At 68.8% G+C, this 18,466-nt stretch carries 18 protein-coding genes and 1 pseudogene; 14 read left to right on the top strand and 5 right to left on the bottom strand.

Annotation, left to right across the window (positions count from 1 at the left end; translation table 11 throughout):
• The first annotated feature begins 37 nt into the window (after positions 1-37).
• The 13 genes from M8R19_RS02105 (at position 38) to yghU (ending at position 12,619) form a co-directional block, all read left to right on the top strand.
• The gene (locus M8R19_RS02105; protein ID WP_074978481.1) at positions 38-793 is read left to right on the top strand and encodes an IclR family transcriptional regulator; all 756 of its coding nucleotides are present in this window, start codon (positions 38-40) and stop codon (positions 791-793) included.
• 390 nt (positions 794-1,183) lie between these two features.
• Positions 1,184-2,023 carry a substrate-binding periplasmic protein gene (locus M8R19_RS02110; RefSeq protein ID WP_074978478.1) on the top strand — a complete coding sequence of 280 codons (840 nt, stop codon included), beginning with the start codon at positions 1,184-1,186 and terminating at the stop codon, positions 2,021-2,023.
• 54 nt (positions 2,024-2,077) lie between these two features.
• On the top strand, positions 2,078-2,899 hold the full coding sequence (locus tag M8R19_RS02115) for an amino acid ABC transporter ATP-binding protein (protein WP_009622576.1): 822 nt from the start codon (positions 2,078-2,080) through the stop codon (positions 2,897-2,899).
• 10 nt (positions 2,900-2,909) lie between these two features.
• A complete protein-coding gene (locus M8R19_RS02120) occupies positions 2,910-3,581 on the top strand; it encodes an amino acid ABC transporter permease (RefSeq protein ID WP_009622578.1) in 672 nt (223 codons plus the stop codon).
• 10 nt (positions 3,582-3,591) lie between these two features.
• Positions 3,592-4,257, top strand: coding sequence for an amino acid ABC transporter permease (locus M8R19_RS02125; protein WP_043271778.1), 666 nt, complete (start codon positions 3,592-3,594; stop codon positions 4,255-4,257).
• A gap of 28 nt (positions 4,258-4,285) precedes the next feature.
• Complete coding sequence (dapA, locus tag M8R19_RS02130; RefSeq protein WP_116423286.1) at positions 4,286-5,164, top strand: 4-hydroxy-tetrahydrodipicolinate synthase; 879 nt, start codon at positions 4,286-4,288, stop codon at positions 5,162-5,164.
• 55 nt (positions 5,165-5,219) lie between these two features.
• Positions 5,220-6,263, top strand: coding sequence for a 4-hydroxyproline epimerase (locus M8R19_RS02135; RefSeq protein WP_249916874.1), 1,044 nt, complete (start codon positions 5,220-5,222; stop codon positions 6,261-6,263).
• Entirely contained in the window at positions 6,260-7,540 is a 1,281-nt protein-coding gene (locus tag M8R19_RS02140) for an NAD(P)/FAD-dependent oxidoreductase (protein ID WP_249916875.1), read from the top strand. Before M8R19_RS02135 ends, M8R19_RS02140 begins: the two co-directional genes overlap by 4 nt.
• Positions 7,537-9,015: an aldehyde dehydrogenase family protein gene (locus tag M8R19_RS02145; RefSeq protein ID WP_249916876.1), complete on the top strand. Its 1,479-nt coding sequence runs from the start codon at positions 7,537-7,539 to the stop codon at positions 9,013-9,015. Before M8R19_RS02140 ends, M8R19_RS02145 begins: the two co-directional genes overlap by 4 nt.
• 10 nt (positions 9,016-9,025) lie before the next feature.
• Complete coding sequence (locus tag M8R19_RS02150; protein WP_116423283.1) at positions 9,026-10,054, top strand: proline racemase family protein; 1,029 nt, start codon at positions 9,026-9,028, stop codon at positions 10,052-10,054.
• Positions 10,055-10,116: 62 nt separating this feature from the next.
• Positions 10,117-10,824: a GntR family transcriptional regulator gene (locus M8R19_RS02155; RefSeq protein ID WP_074978464.1), complete on the top strand. Its 708-nt coding sequence runs from the start codon at positions 10,117-10,119 to the stop codon at positions 10,822-10,824.
• A 25-nt stretch (positions 10,825-10,849) separates the two neighbouring features.
• Entirely contained in the window at positions 10,850-11,614 is a 765-nt protein-coding gene (locus M8R19_RS02160) for an SDR family NAD(P)-dependent oxidoreductase (protein WP_249916877.1), read from the top strand.
• A gap of 162 nt (positions 11,615-11,776) precedes the next feature.
• Positions 11,777-12,619 carry a glutathione-dependent disulfide-bond oxidoreductase gene (yghU, locus tag M8R19_RS02165; protein ID WP_009622595.1) on the top strand — a complete coding sequence of 281 codons (843 nt, stop codon included), beginning with the start codon at positions 11,777-11,779 and terminating at the stop codon, positions 12,617-12,619.
• A gap of 13 nt (positions 12,620-12,632) precedes the next feature.
• Here the strand turns inward: yghU and M8R19_RS02170 are convergent, their stop codons facing one another.
• The 3 genes from M8R19_RS02170 to ppk2 form a co-directional block, all read right to left on the bottom strand.
• A complete protein-coding gene (locus M8R19_RS02170; RefSeq protein WP_249916878.1) occupies positions 12,633-13,253 on the bottom strand; it encodes a DUF502 domain-containing protein in 621 nt (206 codons plus the stop codon).
• Between the two features lie 711 nt (positions 13,254-13,964).
• The gene (locus tag M8R19_RS02175) at positions 13,965-14,630 is read right to left on the bottom strand and encodes a TIGR04211 family SH3 domain-containing protein (protein WP_074978456.1); all 666 of its coding nucleotides are present in this window, start codon (positions 14,628-14,630) and stop codon (positions 13,965-13,967) included.
• Positions 14,631-14,896: 266 nt separating this feature from the next.
• Positions 14,897-15,721, bottom strand: a complete 825-nt coding sequence (gene ppk2 / locus M8R19_RS02180; RefSeq protein WP_074978453.1) for a polyphosphate kinase 2 — start codon at positions 15,719-15,721, stop codon at positions 14,897-14,899.
• A gap of 280 nt (positions 15,722-16,001) precedes the next feature.
• On the opposite strand from ppk2, the gene M8R19_RS02185 reads away from it, so the two are divergent.
• Positions 16,002-16,175, top strand: coding sequence for a hypothetical protein (locus M8R19_RS02185; protein ID WP_159458824.1), 174 nt, complete (start codon positions 16,002-16,004; stop codon positions 16,173-16,175).
• Between the two features lie 287 nt (positions 16,176-16,462).
• Here the strand turns inward: M8R19_RS02185 and M8R19_RS33375 are convergent.
• Together M8R19_RS33375 and M8R19_RS02195 are read right to left on the bottom strand one after the other, a co-directional pair.
• Positions 16,463-16,807: pseudogene (locus M8R19_RS33375) on the bottom strand (alcohol dehydrogenase catalytic domain-containing protein); the annotation flags it as partial.
• A gap of 336 nt (positions 16,808-17,143) precedes the next feature.
• Complete coding sequence (locus tag M8R19_RS02195; RefSeq protein WP_502942780.1) at positions 17,144-18,460, bottom strand: cytochrome c; 1,317 nt, start codon at positions 18,458-18,460, stop codon at positions 17,144-17,146.
• Between the last annotated feature and the right edge of the window lie 6 nt (positions 18,461-18,466).

Here is an 18,466-nt window from a genome sequence, read left to right on the forward strand (position 1 = left end):
GGCGGCGCCCCGCGACGGGCGCCGCCGTGGAGGCCCCATGAGTGAAAGCGACTACCGCGTGCCGGCCCTGGAACGCGGCCTGAACCTGCTCGGGCTGTTCAACGCCCGCCAACGCAGCCTGGGCATGAACGAGATGGCCGAGCGCCTGGGGGTGAGCCCCTCGGCGCTCTACCGCATCGTCCAGACGCTGCAGGACATGGGCTACCTGAACCGCCTGGAGCGCAACCAGTACGAACTGGGCGCGCGGGTGATCTCCGACGGCTTCGCCTACCTGTGCAGCCGCGACATCGTGGAAATCGCCCTGCCGCACCTCAACGCCCTGCGCGACAGCACCTCGCTGTCGTGCCACCTGAGCATCCGCGAGCAGACCGACAGCCTGTACATCTACCGCGCCTTCGCCCCGCAGCGGCTGACGGTGAACATCCCGGTGGGCACCCGCCTGCCCTGCCACGTCACCGCCCTGGGCCGGGTGCTGCTCACCGCCCTGGACGAGGACGGCCTGGCCCAGCTCTACCAGCAGGTGCGCCTGGACGACTACCCGCCGCCGGCGCCGCGCACCCTGCTGGAACTGCAGCACACCATCGCCGAGGACCGCGAACGCGGCTGGGTGCTGCACCGCTCGGACTACTCCACCGCCATCGCCACCGCCATCCGCGACCGCAGCGGCCAGGTGGTGGCCGCCATCAACCTGTCCGGCCCGGAGGCGGTGCTGGCCACGCCCAGCGCGGAAGGCCGCTACCTGGGCCTGTTGCGGGAGACCGCGGCGGCCATTTCCGCCGAGCTGGTGCTCTAGGCCAGCCGGGGCGGCGGCCCAGCCGCCCCGTGCCGCTCACCTCGCCCCGATAGATTGGTTGAGTACGCTTTTTCTCACCTTCAGGTTTCAAAAACCTCACGCAAGCCCTCCCCCTTCAATCCCTTTCCCCAGCGCCCCAGCCCGCCTCCGGCGCGCGTCGGCGGCCGCTTGGCGGCCTGACGCGACCGACTATTGCGCCCTGTGCCCGGCCGACGCAGCCGACCGCCCAGTCATTCGCTGAAGAAAAAGCCCGCGACCTCTGTTGACAGGTTTTGCCCATCGCCCATACGCTGAATACATCGCTGCACACATCAAAGCGCACAACACACCACACAGCGATGAAAGTTGTTTGCCTTCTGCCTACAAAAACAAATTTACGGAGAGGTCAAAATGGCTCGTATGTTCCCCCGCTCCATCCGCAAGGCCCTCGCCTGCGCGGCCGCCGTCGGCGCGCTGCTCACCCAGACCCCGTCCCAGGCCGCCGATACGTCCATGTGGCAGGGCGTGCAGAAGGCCGGCGTATTGCGCTGCGGCGCGGCGGTCGCCGCGCCCTATGTGATGCGTGACGCCAGCAGCGGCCAGTACAGCGGCTACTTCGTCGACCTGTGCCGCGACTTCGGCGAGAAGGTGCTGAAGGTCAAGGTGGAGTTCGTCGACACCAACTGGGACAACCTCGTCGCCGGCCTGCAGAGCGGCAAGTGGGACCTGGCCATGGCCCTCAACCAGACGCCCGAGCGCGCCCTGGCGGTGGCCTTCTCGGCGCCGGCCACCGACTACCAGGTGTCGCTGGTGGTGAACAAGGAGAACCCCAAGTTCAGCGGCGCCGGCAACGCCATCGCCGACTACGACAAGCCCGGCGTGACCTTCGCGGTGATGTCCGGCACCGCCCAGGACAAGGCGATTTCCTCTGTGCTCAGGCAGGGTACCGTCATGCGCCTGCCGGGCATGGACGAAACGCGCCTGGCGCTGATGTCGCGGCGCGCCGACGTGCTGGTCGACGCCAGCGACACCAACCACCTGTTCGCCATGGCCAACGACTGGGCCAGGGAAGTCCTGCCCAAGCCGGCCCTGGCCAAGCAGGGCGTGGCCTTCGGCATGCGCCGCGACATCTCCGCGGCGGACCTGCAGGTGCTGAACATCTACGTGACCCAGCGCCGCGAGACCGGCGAGATCGACCGCCTGGTCGACAAGGCCTCCGCCGAAGTCAACGCCAAGACCGCCGCCAAGTAACTCCTGCCGACACCGGGGGCCGCGCAACGGCGGCCCCCGCGGAGAACACCGCTCATGAATACCCCGCGTTTGGTGGCTGCCCAGCCACAGGCTCCGTTCGCCCCGGATTCCACCGCCGGCGGCGACTTCATCCAGCTCCGAGGCGTGTGCAAGGCCTACGGCGAACAGCTGGTGGTGATGGACAACATGGACCTGGACATGCGCGCCGACGACCGCCTGGTCATCATCGGCCCGTCCGGCAGCGGCAAGAGCTCGCTGCTGCGGGTGCTGATGGGCCTGGAGGGCATCCAGGGCGGCAGCATCGCCTTCCAGGGCCAGCCCTACATCAGCGGCGGCCAGCGCCGCGGCAAGCCGCTGAACGAGGCGCTGCGCACGCAGATCGGCATGGTCTTCCAGCACTACACGCTGTTCCCGCACCTGTCGGTGCTGGGCAACCTGATTCTCGCCCCGTGCAAGGTCCATGGCCTGTCCCGGGCCGCGGCCACGGAGAAGGCCCGCGCCTACCTCGCCCGCCTGGGCCTGGAGAGCAAGCTGCACGCCTACCCCAGCCAGCTCTCCGGCGGCCAGAAGCAGCGCGTGGCCATCGCCCGCGCGCTGATGCTCGAACCCAAGCTGATGCTGTTCGACGAAGTCACCTCGGCGCTGGACCCGGAGATGGTCATCGAGGTGCAGAACGTGATGCTGCAACTGGCCGAGCAGAAGATGGCGATGATCATCGTCACCCACGACATGCACTTCGCCCGCCACATCGCCACCCGCGTGGTGTTCTGCGCCAACGGCAAGGTGGTCGAGCAGGGCCCGCCCGAGCAGATCTTCAGCCAACCCAGGGAAGCCCGCACCCGCGAGTTCCTGGAAAAGGTCGTGCACCTGGATTGAGGGCGGCGCCATGAATTACCAATTCGACTTCCATTTCTTGAGCGGCAGCCTGCCGGCGCTGCTCGGCGGCCTGAAGGTCACCCTGGAGCTGGCCCTGGTGTCGAACCTGATCGGCCTGGTCTGCGGCTTCGGCCTATGCCTGATGACCCTCAGCCGCTGGTTCTTCGTCCGCTGGCCGGCGCAGCTGTTCATCGAGTTCTTCCGCTGCACCCCGGCGCTGCTGCAGATCGTCTGGTTCTTCTACTGCGTGCCGATGCTCTTCAACGTGTTCATCGACCCCATCGCCATGGGCTTCCTGGCCCTGGGCCTGAACCTCACCGCGTTCAACGCCGAGGCCTACCGCGCCGGCGTGCAGGCGGTGCCGCGCGAGCACCTGGACGCCTGCGTCGCCCTGGGCCTGAAGCCCTGGCAGCGCACGCTCTACGTTGTGCTGCCACAGGCCCTGCGCAGCGCGGTGCCGGTGCTGATGACCAACGGCATCGGCAGCCTGCAGCAGAGCGCCCTGGTGGCGATAGTCGCGGTGTCCGACCTGATGTACGTCGGCAAGAGCCTGGCCACCGAGGCCTACCGCCCCCTGGAAACCTACACCCTGATCGCCCTCGTCTACTTCGCCCTGTCGCTGCCCATCGGCCAGCTGGTGCAGTACCTGGAGCGGCGCCAGGACCTGGCGACGCAGCGCTGAGGAAACCGCCATGAGCCTCGATTTTTCCGTCGTCTTCTCCTACTGGCAGGTGCTGCTCAAGGGCCTGGCCCTGACCCTCGCCTTCACCCTCGGCTGCGCCCTCATCGGCAGCCTGGCCGGCTTCGTCCTGGCACTGCTGCGCAACGTGCGCAGCCGCCTGCTGAAGCTGCCGGTGACGCTGTTCGTCGAGTTCTTCCGCGGCACGCCGCTGCTGATCCAGCTGTTCTGGGTGTTCTTCTGCTTCCCGGTGGTGTTCGGCCTGGACATCCCGCCCTACGTCTCGGTGGTGATCTCGCTGACGCTGTACATGGCGGCCATCACCAGCGAGACCTTCCGCGGCGCGCTCAAGTCCATCGCCGGCGAGCAGCACGACGCCTGCACCGCTCTGGGCCTGACGCCGCGGGTGAAGGTGCTCTACGTGGTGTTCCCGCAGGCGCTGCTGCGCGCGGTGCCGCCGCTGCTGTCGAACGTCGTCAGCCTGTTCAAGGAGAGCGCGCTGATCTCCTCCGTCGGCGTCGCCGACCTGATGTTCGTCGGCCAGAACATCTCCAACAGCACCGCGCGGCCGGTCGAGTTCCTCTCCGCCGTCGCGGTCATCTACTTCCTCGTGGCTTTCCCGCTGACCCGCCTGGTCGGCGTGATCGAAGCCCGGATGCTCAGGCGCTACGCCTACTAACCCCCCACCACCGATGCGGAGATCCACCATGCAACTCACTGGCATCCTGCCCGCCCTCGTCACGCCCTTCGACAAGTCCGGCGCGGTCGACCACGACACCCTGGCCTCGATCCTCGAATACCAGCTCAAGGCCGGTGTCAGCGGCTTCGTCCCGCTGGGCTCGACCGGCGAGTACTACGCGCTCACCAACGAGGAGCGCCGCCAGGTCCTGGCCACGGTCAAGGAAGTGGTCGGCGAGCGCGGCACCCTGATCGCCGGCGCCAACGGCTCCTGCACCCGCGAGGTGCTGGAGCAGGTCAAGCAGACCGTGGAAGCCGGCTACACCAACCTGCTGATCGCCCCGCCCTACTACGCGCTGCCGTCCCAGGAAGAACTGCTGGCGCACTACCGGACCATCCTGGAGACCTTCCCGGAAATCAACCTGGTGCTCTACAACTACCCGGTGCGCACCAACGTCGAGGTCGGCATGGGCGTGGTCCAGGCGCTGGCCGAGCACCCGCGGGTCATCGCCATCAAGGAAAGCAGCGGCAACCTGCTGCGCGCCATCGAGATCGGCACCACCTACAAGGACAAGGTGCAGCTGTCCTGCGGCTCCGACGACCAGGCCCTGGACTTCTTCCTCTGGGGCGCCAGCAGCTGGATCTGCGGCCCGGCCAACTGCTTCCCCGACCAGGTGACCGACTTCTACCGCAAGTTCGCCTCCGGCGACCTGGCCGGCGCCCAGGACGTGATGCGCAGCCTGTTCCCGGTGATGGCCAGCCTGGAAAGCGGCAAGTTCGTGCAGAAGGTGAAGTACGGCTGCGAGCTGGCCGGCTTCAGCGCCGGCAACGCGCGCGCCCCGCTGCTGCCGCTGACCGACGAAGAAAAGGCCGAATTCCGCAAGGTATTCGAGGCTTCCCAGCGCTGAGCGCATGGACGCCGCTGCCCACCCCGGCAGCGGCGTCCCCTGGAGGACGCACCCCATGAGCCGACAGAGTTTCACCTGCATCGAAGGCCATACCGAAGGCATGCCCGTGCGCATGGTCATCGACGGCGCCCCCGAGCTGCACGGCGCCAGCATGAGCGAAAGGCGCCAGCACTTCCTGGCCGAGCACGACTGGATCCGCCGGGCGCTGATGCTCGAACCGCGCGGCCACGCGCACATGTCGGGCACCCTGCTCTACCCGCCCGTGAGCGAGGACGCCGACCTCGCGCTGCTGTTCATCGAGACCTCCGGCTGCCTGCCCATGTGCGGCCACGCCACCCTCGGCTCGATCACCTTCGCCCTTGAAGCCGGCCTGGTCCGGCCGAAGACGCCGGGCACGGTGATCGTCGACGTCCCCGCCGGGCGCGTCAGCGCGCAATACCGCATGCAGGACGGCAAGGTCGGCGGCGTGCGCTTCACCAACGTGCCGAGCTTCCTCCTGCACCGCGACCTGAGCATCCGGCTGCCGGCCCTCGGCGAGCTGCGCCTGGACATCGCCTACGGCGGCAACTTCTACCCGATCATCGAGCCGCAGCCGAACTACCCCGGCTGCGAGCACTTCACCCCGCAGCAATTGCTGGCCTGGGGGCGCGAAGTGCAGGCGCTGGTGAACCGCGAGTTCGCCGTGGCGCACCCCGAGGACGCCAGCATCCGCGGCGTGAAGCACTGCATGTGGGCCGGCCGCCCCTTGGCAGCCGACGCCGATGGGCGCAGCGTAGTGATTGCCGGCGACAGCCTGATCGACCGCTCGCCCTGCGGCACCGGCACCTCGGCCCGGGTGGCCCAGCGCCATGCCCGCGGCCTGCTGGCGCGCGACGCCGTGTTCCGCCATGAAAGCCTGATCGGCAGCCGCTTCGACGGCCGCGTCGAGGAAGTCCTGGCCCTGGTCGACGGCACGCCGGCGGTGCGCCCGAGCATCGAGGGCCGGGCCTGCATCACCGGCCGCGCCGAACATTACGTCGACAGGGCCCAGCCCTACTGGCAGGGTTTCAGCCTGGAAGACTTCACCGACCACCGCAGCCCGGAAGGGACCCTGAAATGAACGATCCGCAAGCCGCTTCGCAAAACGCCATCGTCGTCGGTGGCGGCATCGTCGGTGTCTGCTGCGCCCTGTACCTGCAGCGCGAAGGCTACCGCGTGACCCTGGTGGACCCGGCCGCGCCGGGCGACAGCACGGCGAAATGGAGCTGCGGGCAGATGGCGGTGAGCGAGGTCATCCCGCTGTCCAAGCCGGGCATCCTGATGAAGGTGCCCGGCTGGCTGCTCGACCAGCGGGGCCCGCTGGCCCTGCGCCCCAGCGCGCTGCCGGGCATCCTGCCGTGGTTCCTGCGCTTCGTCGCCTGCGCGCGGCATTCGAAGATCGCCGAGATCGCCCGCGACATGGCGCGCCTCACCCACCACGTCTACGAGGACTACGCGCCGCTGCTCGACGCCTGCGTGGACAAGAGCCTGCTCGGCCAGCGGCCGATCATCGAGGTGTTCGACTCGCCCGCCGCCCTGGTCCACGAGCGCCCGCACCTGGAGCTGCGCAAGTCGCTGGGCTTCCAGTCCGAGGAACTCGACGGCGCCGCCATCGGCGACCTCGAACCGGCCCTGGCCGGCAAGTTCCAGCACGGCCTGCTGTTCCCCGACTGGCGCGCGGTGAACGACACCGAAGGCTTCATCGCCGCGCTGACCGCAAGCTTCGTCGCCCAGGGCGGCATCCGCGTGCGCGAGCGGGTGAAGCACATCGACGAAAGCGCCGAGCGCGCCGCCGGCGTCACCCTGGCCGACGGCAGCCGCTACCCCGCCCAACTGGTGGTGGTGGCCGCCGGCACCGGCTCGCGGCAGTTCTTCGAGCAGCTCGGGGTGAGCATCCCGCTGGCCGGCATCGCCGGCTACCAGGCGGTGCTACCCACCCCGGGCGTGGAAATCCGCCATTCGGTGATCTACGCCGACGGCGGCTTCTGCTTCGCCCCCATGACCCGCGGCCTGCAGATCGGCGGCACCATCGAGTTCGCCGGCCCCAACGCCGAACCCAACTTCCGGCGCGCCGAGATCATCCTGGAAAAGGCCCGCCGCGTGCTGCCGCAGCTCGACACCGCCAAGGTCGAGTTCGGCGTCGGCTACCGCCCCTTCCTACCCGACACCAAGCCGGTGATCGACCGCTCGCCGCGCCTGGGCAACGTACTCATGGCCTTCGGCCACGGCCAGCTCGGCCTCACCCTGGGCGCCACCACCGGCCGCCTGGTCGCCGACCTCGCCGCCGGCCGCCGCCCGGCCCAGAACCTCAGCCCCTTCAGCGCTCGCCGCTTCGCCTTCATCGGAGGAACCGCATGAACTACCAGCAGCTCTACATCGACGGCCAATGGCTCGCCCCCGCCCAGGGCGGCAGCTTCGACACCTTCGACCCCAGCGACGAAACCCTCCTCGCCCGGGTGGCCGCCGCCACCGCCGAGGACGTGGACGCCGCGGTGCGCGCCGCCCGCCGGGCCTTCGACGAAGGCCCCTGGCCGCGCATGAGCGGGGCCGGGCGCGCCGCCGTGCTGCGGCGTATCGCCGAAGGCATCCGCGGCCGCCAGCAGGAACTGGCCGAACTGGAAGTGCGCGACAACGGCAAGCCGCTGCCCGAGGCGCTGTGGGACATCGGCGACACCGCCGGCTGCTTCGACTTCTACGCCGGGCTGGCGGAAAAGCTCGACGCCGGCCAGGAGCAGGAAATCGCCCTGGCCGACGAGCGCTTCAGCTCGGTGGCGCGCAAGGAGCCGGTGGGCGTGGCCGGCGCCATCATCCCCTGGAACTTCCCCATGCTGATGGCCGCCTGGAAGGTCGCCCCGGCCCTGGCCGCCGGCTGCGCCATGGTGCTCAAGCCCTCGGAATTGACGCCGCTGACCGCCCTGCACCTGGCCCAGATCGCCCATGAAGCCGGCCTGCCGGCGGGCGTGCTCAACGTGGTGACCGGCCTGGGCGCCGACGCCGGCGCGCCGCTGGCCGAGCACCCGGGCGTGGACAAGCTGGCCTTCACCGGCAGCGTGCCCACCGGCAGCCGGATCATGCAGGCCGCCGCCCGCGACATCAAAAACATCAGCCTGGAGCTGGGCGGCAAGTCGCCCTTCGTGATCTTCGCCGACAGCGACATCGAGGCCGCCGTGGAGTGGATCCTCTTCGGCATCTTCTGGAACCAGGGCGAAGTCTGCTCGGCCACCTCCCGCGTGCTGGTGCAGCGGGCGCTGTACGAACCGCTGCTGGCGCGCCTGGCCGAAGAGGCGCGGAAGATCACCATCGGCAACGGCCTGCGCGAAGGCGTGCTGCTCGGCCCGCTGGTCAACAAGGCGCAGTACGACAAGGTGCTGCAGGCCATCGCCCGCGGCCAGGAAGAAGGCGCGCGGCTGGTCTGCGGCGGCGAACGCCCGGCCGGCCTGGACAAGGGTTATTACGTGCAGCCGACGGTGTTCGCCGACGTGCCCGAAGACGCCTGGATCTGGAACGAGGAAATCTTCGGCCCGGTGGTCTGCGTGCGCCCGTTCGACAGCGAGGACGAAGCCGTGCGCTCGGCCAACGCCTCGCGCTTCGGCCTGGGCGCCGCGGTGATGTCCCGCGACCTGCCGCGCTGCGAGCGCGTTGCCCGGCGGTTCCGTGCCGGCATCGTGTGGATCAACTGCTCGCAACCGACCTTCAGCGAGGCGCCCTGGGGCGGCTACAAGCACAGCGGCATCGGCCGCGAGCTGGGCGAATGGGGCCTGAACAACTACCTGGAAACCAAGCAGATCACCCGCTACGACAGCGAGCAGCCCTGGGGCTGGTACATCAAGTGAGGTGCGACTGATGCGCTGGAAGAAGACGCTGCAACTGGCCGACGTGCACTGCGAAGGCGAGATCGGCAAGGTCATCACCGGCGGGGTGCTGGGCATCCCCGGCGAGACCCTGCTGGACAAGATGAACTACATCAACGAGGTCGACGACAGCCTGCGCCGCCTGGTGGTCATGGAACCGCGCGGCTGCCTGCAGATGTCGGTGAACCTGCTGTTGCCGCCGACGCGCCCGGAAGCCGACGCCGGCTTCATCGTGCTGCAGGCGGACAAGGCCCACCCGATGTCCGGCAGCAACTGCATCTGCGTGGTCACCGCGCTGCTGGAGCTGGGCATGTTGCCGATGCAGGAGCCGGAGACGACCGTGGTGCTGGACACCCCCGCCGGGCTGGTCACCGCCCGCGCGCGCTGCGCCGACGGGCGCTGCCTGGGGGTGTCGCTGGACATGGTGCCGGCCTTCGTCGAGCAACTGGACGTGCCGATCGACGGCGGCGAGTTCGGCCCGCTGAAGGCCGACATCGCCTTCGGCGGCGTGTACTACGCGCTGATCGACGTCGAGCAGGTCGGCCTGGCCATCGCCCCGGAGAACGCCCGCGAGCTGGCCGATGCCGGCGTGAAGCTGCGCGGCCTGATCAACCAGCAGGTGCGCGTGCGGCACCCGCTGTACCCGCAGATCGACGAGGTGGCCTACGTGATGTTCCGCAACCGCCTGGACGCGCGCACCTACCAGACCTGCACCACCCTGCCGCCGGGACGCGTCGACCGCTCGCCCTGCGGCACCGGCAGCTCGGCCAACCTCGCCACGCTGAGCGCGCGCGGCCTGGTGCGGCCCGGCGAGCGCCTGGTGTCGCGCTCCACCATCGGCGGCGAGTTCCAGGTGGAGCTGCTAGGCGCCACGGAAGTGGCCGGCAAACCGGCGGTGCTGCCGCGGGTGGAAGGCCGCGCCTGGCTGTACGGCATCCAGCAGATCGGCGTCGACCCGGACGACCCGCTGGCCGCGGGCTTCATGCTCAGCGACACCTGGGGCCCGGCGTTTCCGCGCTGAACGCGGCCACGCTAAGATGGCGAGCTGGTCTGTATGACACAGCCCGCGCACACCGAGACCTGATGATGGCCAAAGAAGAAGAAGTGGAAAGCCCCGGGCGCCGCCATGGCGGACGCTATATCTACGAGGAGCTGCGCAAGCAGATCCTCACGCTCAAGCTCAAGCCCGGCGTGCAGCTGGACGAGGTCTCCCTGGCGGCGCAGTTCGGCCTGTCGCGCTCGCCGGTGCGCGATGCCCTGGCCCGGCTGACCACCGAAGGCCTGGTCACCATCCTGCCCAACCGCACCACCCTGGTCACGCCCTTCGAGATCGAGGAGTTCCCCAACTACGTGGCCGCGCTGGACCTCATCCAGCGGGCGGTCACGCGCCTGGCCGCGCTCCAGCGCAGCGACGAGGACCTGCAGGCGATCCGCAAGGCCGACGCGGCCTACATGGCGGCCGTGGAGTCCGGCGACTTCCAGGCGATGTCCGAGCTGAACAAGGCCTTCCACATGGCCATCGCCGAGGCCGGGCGCAACCCCTACTTCGTCAGCTACTACGAACGCCTGCTGGGCGAAGGCCAGCGCCTGCTGCACCTGCACTTCGACTACATCGTCAGCTCGGCCGGCACCGCCCGCCTGGGCCGCGACCACGAGGAAATCATCGAAGCCATCGCCGCCCGCGACGCGGAAGCCGCCGAAAAGGCCGCCCACGAGCACACCATGCTGTTCCAGCGCCGCTTCCTGGAATACATGCAGCAGAACCTGACGGCGAAAATGAGCCTGGCCTGAACTTCAACCGACACAGGAGCAAGGGATGTCTTCCGCGAAACCGCTGTGCGGGCAAAACATTCTGGTCACCGGCGGCTCCGGCCAGATCGGCGCGGCCATCGTCCGCCGCCTGGCGCAGGAAGGCGCCCGGCCGATCATCCATTTCGGCCGCGACCGGGCCGGCGCCGAGGCGCTGCTCGCCGCTGTCGGCGGCGAGGGCTGGCTGGTCCAGGCCGACCTGTCGGACGCGCAGGGGCCCTTCCAGCTGTGGCGCGAGGCCCAGGCCCTGGCCGGGCGGGTGCACGGCCTGGTCAACAACGCCGGCATCCGCACGGAAATCTCCATCGATGCCGACGAAGCGGCCTGGACGGCAGCCTGGCAACGGGAATTCCAGGTCAACTTCTTCTCCGCCGCCACGCTGTGCAAGGAAGCCCTGCGCCATTTCCGCGCCCTCGGCGGCGGGCGCATCGTCAACCTCGCCAGCCGCGCCGGGCAACGCGGCTATGCCGCCGACGCCCTGCCCTACGGCGCGAGCAAGGCGGCGCTGCTCAACCTCACCAAATCCATCGCCCGCAGCTTCGGCCAGGACGGCGTGGCGGCGGTGGCCATCGCCCCCGGCTGGGTGCGCACCGACATGGCCGAAGACTTCATCGCCAGGCACGGCAAGGCCGCGGCGGTCGCCGAGATCCCCATCGGCGAAATGGCCGAGCCGGACGAAGTGGCCGAACTGGTGGCCTTCGCCCTGCGGCCCTCGCTGCCGTCCCTGAGCGGCGCGACGCTGGACCTGAACGGCGGCAGCTATATCCGCTAGCGGCTGGCCCTGGTCGCCGACCAGGTTGCCGGAGGCCGCCCCGCCCGTTACAACGAGAGGCTGGACATCAGGCGGCTGACAGGGTTTTCTGAAGGGCTTTAGCGGCCACGACAGAACCGAGCGCGTGGCGACCGACAAACTCCGTCCAAGGCGAGGATCGACATGCCGAACGAAACCTACACCCCACCGCGCGTCTGGACCTGGGACAAGGACAATGGCGGCGCCTTCGCCGGCATCAACCGTCCGGTCGCCGGGGCCACCCACGACAAGCCCCTGCCGCGCGGCAAGCATCCGCTGCAGCTGTATTCGCTGGCCACGCCCAATGGCGTCAAGGTGACCATCCTGCTCGAAGAGCTGCTGGAACTGGGCCTGGAGGGCGCGCAATACGATGCCTGGCCCATCAGCATCAGCCAGGGCGAGCAGTTCGGCAGCGGCTTCGTCGAGGTCAACCCGAACTCCAAGATCCCCGCCCTGCTGGATACCGGTCTGGAGCCCGCGCTGCGCGTCTTCGAGTCCGGCTCGATCCTGCTCTACCTGGCCGAGAAGTTCGGGCGTTTCATCCCCGGCGACATCGCCGGGCGCACCGAAACCCTGAACTGGCTGTTCTGGCAGGTCGGCAGCGCCCCCTTCCTGGGTGGCGGCTTCGGCCACTTCTACGCCTACGCGCCGGAAAAGTTCGAGTACCCCATCAACCGTTACGCCATGGAGGTCAAGCGCCAGCTGGACGTGCTCGACCGGCAACTGGCGAGCAACCGCTACGTCGCCGGCAGCGAATACAGCATCGCCGACATGGCGATCTGGCCCTGGTACGGCGCGCTGATGAACAACCAGGTCTATGCCGCCGCCGAGTTCCTCGACGTCGAGACCTACACCCACGTGCGCCGCTGGACGGACGAAATCGGCAAGCGCCCCGCCGTGCAGCGTGGGGTCAAGGTCAACCGGACCTGGGGCGAGGCCCACGAGCAAGTGCCCGAACGCCACGGGCCCGACGACTTCCGGCGCTGAGACGGGCGGCCGGTCAGGCGGAACCGCCGCCGGGCGGCGGCTCCCGGCCACGGGCCGCCTCCATGGCCTGCACCAGGCCGCGGGCGCCGGAGCCCCATTTGGTGATGACCTTCACCGCCTCGGTGAAGGGCACGTCGACCGGGTGCACGCGATGCGCATCCAGCACGTACACGGCGCCGGCGAAGGGCGTCGGCACCGAGGGCACGAACACGGTGTAGCGGCCGTCCTCGAAGGCCTCGATGATGAAGCCGGGCACCAGGGCCTCTTCGATTTCCACCAGGGCCGGCTTCCAGATGCCGTCGCTCTTCTCGCCGGCCACCTGCAGGGTCAGGCTGCGCAGCAGTTCGTAGCCCGGAATCCTTTCGAACACCGAGCGCTCCAGCCGGCCACGGGCCAGCTTTCCCAGGCGGGTGCGCACGGCGAGGCCGATGACGAAGCAGATCACCAGCACGAGCAGCGCGGACAATATCTGCTGGGCCGGCAGGCTCTCCGGCAGCAGCTGGGTGAAGGGCCGGACCAGCTGGCCGGCCGAGGCGATGCCCTTGAGCAGGAGCAGCAGGGCCAGGTAGATCGGCAGGATGACCAGCAGGCCTGCCAGCACGCACCGGCCGATGAAAGCGACGGCGTTTTTCACGGAAGCACCTCCTCGGGTTGCTGGCCGCGGCCCGTGGAAAACACCTGCGCAGGGTCGGCCACGCGTGCCGGCGGGAGGCCGGCAGGGCTTGGAGATAGCCTAGACGACGGTGGGTCGTTTCACTTTACTGGGCCTGGTCCAATGACTCAGGGTTCACCCTCTCTCCAAGCTCCGTCCTCTACGACGGTCTTAATCTCGTCATTCTCGCGAACGCGGAAAACCAGTTGCCTTGGCTTGGTGGAAGGCCACCCCCGCAAAAAGGAACCAAAAAGGCTTGCCCCGAATACGGGCCCGACAGAGTCGGGCTACCCTCGCGAATTCCCCCGCTACGGAGGCCCGAACTAGGCGTCCCCCACGAGCGTACGTCCCTGTAGCCCGCAGGACTGCGGATGTTTCTCTGGAAATCCGTACGGCGTTATCCGCCGAATCGCGGACGGAGTCCGCTCCTACGGTTACAGGGGAGCGTGGGCGTAGGAGCGGACTTTGTCCGCGATTGGATTCACCGGCCACGCCGGACACCCCGGTGGCACGGCCAACGGCGTATAACCGCGAACGGTTATACGCCCTACGCGCTCAGGATGATTCCGAACTCGCCGCCCACGCCGAACGCCCCCCCTCTCCCTCCGGGAGAGGGCTGGGGTGAGGGTGCGGAGTCTGGACTGGGCGCCTTCGCTGAACCAAGGCACCACTAATCCCACCGCGACAAGCACCTCAGATCCACTGATCGTTGCGCTTGCGCCGCACCCGCAGCAGGGTCGGCAGGATCAGCCCGACCAGCAGCCCGGCGCCGGCGATGCTGCCGCCGTAGGCCATGTAGCGCATCAGCACCTGCTTGTTCTCGTCGCCCAGTTGCGCCTGCGCCGCGCGCAGGTCGGAACGGGCCTTGGTGAGTTCGTCGTCGAGGCCGGCGCGGGCCGCCTGCAGTTCGTCGATCAGTTTCTTGCGCGAGTCCAGGGTTTCCTGCATGCCCTGCACGCGGGTCTTCCAGCTGTCGTTGATGCCCGCCAGTTCAGCGCTCAGCTCGCTCACCTTCTGCTCCAGCTGCGGCAGGCGCTCGGCCTGGCCGGGCTTGTCCTGCAGGTCGCGGCTGGGGATCCACACGCTGCTGCCGCTTTCGCCGCGCACCTGGCTGTAGTCGCCCTGGGTGTTCAGCAGCTCGACCTTCTGCCCCGAGGTCAGGGTGCCGACGATGCGGTAGCCGTCGGTGGGGCCGCTGCGCACGTAGGTCGTCAGGCTGTCGCTCACCCAGCGCGCATTGCCGGCGCCCTCCTCGGCCTGCGCCGCGGCGCCGGCCGCCAGCAGGCCACCCAGCAGGCAGGCCCCCAGGGCGCGGGTGGGAAGGGATACGGAGGCGGGGAAATGACGGGATAGGGACATGGGCAATCTTCACATGGCGATAAACGAACCCCGGCGAGCGGGCGCGGTAAAAAGCCGGCCAGGCAGATGCTCCGGGGCGGCTACGATCTTGCTATCGGCGCGGCGCAATCACCCGGCTGGCGCGGGCCCGGGCCCGCCGCCCCGGGGGGCCGACAGCAGACAGACAGCGCAACGGCGCAATGAGTTCACCGGGCGCCGTGATGGGGGGATGGGTGGTAGATCGCGCCGCCTGCTCGCGCTCCGGTGCGCCGCAGGCGGGTCGGGGCTCAGAAACGTTCTCCTACCATTCGGAACGGATAGGCAGCGGCCTTGTACTTGCCGATCCGCCCGCGCTTGGGCAGCTCGACGACCTCCTTGCGGGTGATGTCCTTGTAGGGGATCTGCTCCAGCAGGTGGCTGATGATGTTCAGCCGCGCGCGCCGCTTGTCCTCGGAGCGCGCCATGAACCAGGGGGCCCAGGAGGAGTCCGAGGCGGCGAACATTTCGTCGCGGGCGCGGGTGTAGTCGTCCCAGCGGCTGTAGGACTTCAGGTCCATGGGCGAGAGCTTCCACAGCTTGCGGCCGTCGTTGATGCGATCCTGCAGGCGGCGCGTCTGCTCCTCGGCGCTGACTTCCAGCCAGTACTTGAGCAGGATGATCCCGGACTCGACCATCATCTTCTCGAACAGCGGCGTCACGGCGAGGAACTTGCGCGCCTGGTCCTCGGTGCAGAAGCCCATGACCCGCTCGACGCCAGCGCGGTTGTACCAGCTGCGGTCGAAGATCACCACTTCGCCGGCCGAGGGCAGGTGCGTGAGGTAGCGCTGGGCGTAGATCTGCGTCTTCTCCCGCTCGGTGGGCGCCGGCAGCGCCACCACGCGGAACACCCGCGGGCTGACGCGCTCGGTGATGGCCTTGATGGTGCCGCCCTTGCCGGCGCCGTCGCGGCCCTCGAAGACCACGCAGACCTTCAGGCCCTTGGCCACCACCCATTCCTGGAGTTTCACCAGTTCGACGTGCAGTTTCCTCAGTTCGGCTTCGTAGGTCTTGCGGTCGAGCCGCTGCGTGGTGTCGTCCTTCGCCTGTTTCCTGTCTTTCCTGGATTTGGCCATGAGGCCCTCCCTGCGCTGCCCTGGCGCCGTGCGGACGGCGCCTTTCCCGTGCGTGGAACGTCCTGGCTGAGTATGGTCGATCCCTGGCGGTTTGCCGGCGGGCCCCGGCCGTTGCGCGGGGGCTTGCCAGGGCGTCTGGAACGGGCCTTCTGGCGGAACGCCGGGCGCGCCCTTGCCTCTGTAGTTCGTCGCATCGCCCGCCTCCGCTCGTCGCCCGCCCTCGCGGCCACCGGGATTCCCGTGTTTGCTGAATGAACCACCCCGCGAAGGAGGAGCCGCCATGGGACGCACCATCATTGCCCTGCTCACCACCCTGCTCGCCCTGGCCGGCGCCGGTTGCAGCAGCCAGAGCTGCGATCCCGGGCAGCCGCGCAGCAGCATCGATCGCGACACCCGGCAGCAGATTCCCCGCCAGCAGATCGATCCGCGGGTGCAGTCCCTGCCTCGTTACTGAGGTTGGGGTGGTGGCGGAAGAGCACCCTCACCCCAGCCCTCTCCCGCAAGCGGGAGAGGGGGCTGTCCTGAGCGGCGTCGAAGTCGGGCACCGTCCTCATACCCCGTCACCAGCCCGTAGGATGGTGTTGAGCGAAGCGATACCCATCACCAGGGTCCGATGGGTTTCGCAAGCTCAACCCATCCTGCGAAAAGCGCTTCGACGCAGCCGGAGTCATCCTGGTACGCCTGGACTCGGGAACTTCGCCCACCTCACAACCGCCGCCCGTTCAGCAGGAAGTGCGACAGCGCCGGGATCAGCAGCAGCGCACCGAGCATGTTCCAGAGGAACATGAAGGTCAGCAGGATGCCCATGTCGGCCTGGAACTTGATCGGCGACCAGGCCCAGGTCACCACGCCGGCGGCCAGGGTCACGCCCACCAACGCCACCACCACGCCGGCGGCCTCCACGCCCATGCCCGAGGGCAGCGGCACCGGGTAGGTGCCGTTGCGGAAGTAGGTGTCCGCGTAGTTCAGGCCCACCGCCACGTGGCGGATGCGCACCTGCCCGGGGCCGGGGTCGCCGACCTCCACTTCCTCGAAGCGAAGTACCTCGGGTCCCCCTGTCTCATAAAAGCGAACGGCCTTGGCCATGCCGGATTCTCCAGTCTGCGTTGTTCTGCCGGGCAGTTGCCCATGGAGCGGACTCTAGGCACGGGGCCCCGCGGCTGCTTCACCTGGGGCGACAGCGGTTTCGCATTTCATGACAGGGGGAGGAAGCAAGCCGAGGCACCGATGCCGCCGGGTAACCCCATCGCGGACGAAGTCCGCTCCTACGCTCCCTGGGACGCACGGCGCAGGAGCAACTGTCTTGCCCACTGCGCCGGGGTGCTTTTCGTAGGATGGGTTGAGCTTGCGAAACCCATGCGGCCACGGTGATGGGTATCGCTTCGCTCAACCCATCCTACGGGGTGTGGTGTTTGCCGTCGGCTACGGCGCCTCCTTCACCCCCGTGGTATCACCGATCAACGTCGCCGCCTTCCACTCCGGCCTGGGCTGGCTGCGCAAGGCCTTCACCTGCCCGGCATCCACCGTTCCGGCCTGGTTGCCCCAGCTGCTGCGGATGAAGTTGACCACCTCGGCCACCTGCTGGTCCGACAGGCGCCAGGCGAAGCCGGGCATGCTGAAGGTGGACGGCGCCGTCGCCGTGGCCGGCAGGGTGCTGCCGTCGAGCACGATGTGGATCAGCGAGGTGGCGTCCGCGCTCTGCAGCACCGGGTTGCCGGCCAGCGCCGGGAACACCCGGGCGTAGCCCTTGCCGTCGGTGCGGTGGCAGGCGGCGCAGTTGTCGACGTAGAGCGCGGCGCCGGTCTTGCCGTCGTCGCCCTTCCACAGCGCCCCGGCGACCTGGCGGTCTTCCCGGAACGGCTTGTCGTCGGGGTTCACCGGCGGCAGGGACTTCAGGTAGCGGGCGATGGCGGTCAGGTCGGCCTCGGTCATGTACTGCATGCTGTGCTCGACCACGTCGCTCATACCGCCGAATACCGCGCTGCGCTCGCTGCGCCCGGTCTTGAGGAAGGCGACGATCTCCGCCTCGCTCCAACTGCCCAGGCCGTCCTTGTGGTCGCCGCGCAGGTTCTTGGCGATCCAGCCTTCCAGCGGCGCGCTGCCGGACAGGTAGGCCGGGCCGTCGGCGGCGGCCAGGGCCTTCTCCTGCATGGTCAGCGCCCGCGGCGTATGGCAGGCGCCGCAGTGCCCCAGGCCCTCCACCAGGTAGGCCCCGCGGGCCAGCGTCGGGTCCTGCCCGGCGGCGGCGAAGGGCTTCACCTCGGGGGCGAACAACCCGCGCCAGATCGCCAGCGGCCAGCGCATGCTCAGCGGCCAGGGGATGTCGCTGTCCTTGTTCTCCTGCACCACCGGCGCCACGCCGTGCATGAAGTAGGCGTAGAGCGCGCGCATGTCTTCGTCGCTGACGCGGGCGTAGGACGGGTACGGCATGGCCGGGTACAGGGTGCTGCCGCCCTTGCCGATGCCCTGGCGCACAGCGCGCTCGAAGTCCTCGTAGCTGTAGTTGCCGATGCCGGTCTTGTCCGGGGTGATGTTGGTCGAGTAGATGGTGCCGATGGGCGTGGCCATCGGCAGGCCGCCGGCGAAGGGCTCGCCGCCCTTGGCTGTGTGGCAGGCCACGCAGTCGCCGGCGCGGGCCAGGTATTCGCCCTGCTTCACCTGCGCAGGATCGGTTGTATCGGCGGCGTATAGCGCGGTGCTGGCGGCCATGGCCAGGGCGGCGCTGAGGAATGTCTTCATGTTCCG

This window comes from Pseudomonas sp. R3.Fl (assembly GCF_023516765.1).
In the GTDB taxonomy this organism is placed as follows: domain Bacteria; phylum Pseudomonadota; class Gammaproteobacteria; order Pseudomonadales; family Pseudomonadaceae; genus Pseudomonas; species Pseudomonas citronellolis.

Excerpts from the sequence above, each read along its gene's own strand:
- M8R19_RS02105 (WP_074978481.1), top strand. The coding sequence starts at position 38 with ATGAGTGAAAGCGACTACCGCGTGCCGGCCCTGGAACGCGGCCTGAAC.
- M8R19_RS02110 (WP_074978478.1), top strand. The coding sequence starts at position 1,184 with ATGGCTCGTATGTTCCCCCGCTCCATCCGCAAGGCCCTCGCCTGCGCG.
- M8R19_RS02115 (WP_009622576.1), top strand. The coding sequence starts at position 2,078 with ATGAATACCCCGCGTTTGGTGGCTGCCCAGCCACAGGCTCCGTTCGCC.
- M8R19_RS02120 (WP_009622578.1), top strand. The coding sequence starts at position 2,910 with ATGAATTACCAATTCGACTTCCATTTCTTGAGCGGCAGCCTGCCGGCG.
- M8R19_RS02125 (WP_043271778.1), top strand. The coding sequence starts at position 3,592 with ATGAGCCTCGATTTTTCCGTCGTCTTCTCCTACTGGCAGGTGCTGCTC.
- dapA (WP_116423286.1), top strand. The coding sequence starts at position 4,286 with ATGCAACTCACTGGCATCCTGCCCGCCCTCGTCACGCCCTTCGACAAG.
- M8R19_RS02135 (WP_249916874.1), top strand. The coding sequence starts at position 5,220 with ATGAGCCGACAGAGTTTCACCTGCATCGAAGGCCATACCGAAGGCATG.
- M8R19_RS02140 (WP_249916875.1), top strand. The coding sequence starts at position 6,260 with ATGAACGATCCGCAAGCCGCTTCGCAAAACGCCATCGTCGTCGGTGGC.
- M8R19_RS02145 (WP_249916876.1), top strand. The coding sequence starts at position 7,537 with ATGAACTACCAGCAGCTCTACATCGACGGCCAATGGCTCGCCCCCGCC.
- M8R19_RS02150 (WP_116423283.1), top strand. The coding sequence starts at position 9,026 with ATGCGCTGGAAGAAGACGCTGCAACTGGCCGACGTGCACTGCGAAGGC.
- M8R19_RS02155 (WP_074978464.1), top strand. The coding sequence starts at position 10,117 with ATGATGGCCAAAGAAGAAGAAGTGGAAAGCCCCGGGCGCCGCCATGGC.
- M8R19_RS02160 (WP_249916877.1), top strand. The coding sequence starts at position 10,850 with ATGTCTTCCGCGAAACCGCTGTGCGGGCAAAACATTCTGGTCACCGGC.
- yghU (WP_009622595.1), top strand. The coding sequence starts at position 11,777 with ATGCCGAACGAAACCTACACCCCACCGCGCGTCTGGACCTGGGACAAG.
- M8R19_RS02175 (WP_074978456.1), bottom strand. The coding sequence starts at position 14,630 with ATGTCCCTATCCCGTCATTTCCCCGCCTCCGTATCCCTTCCCACCCGC.
- ppk2 (WP_074978453.1), bottom strand. The coding sequence starts at position 15,721 with ATGGCCAAATCCAGGAAAGACAGGAAACAGGCGAAGGACGACACCACG.
- M8R19_RS02185 (WP_159458824.1), top strand. The coding sequence starts at position 16,002 with ATGGGACGCACCATCATTGCCCTGCTCACCACCCTGCTCGCCCTGGCC.
- M8R19_RS02195 (WP_502942780.1), bottom strand. The coding sequence starts at position 18,460 with ATGAAGACATTCCTCAGCGCCGCCCTGGCCATGGCCGCCAGCACCGCG.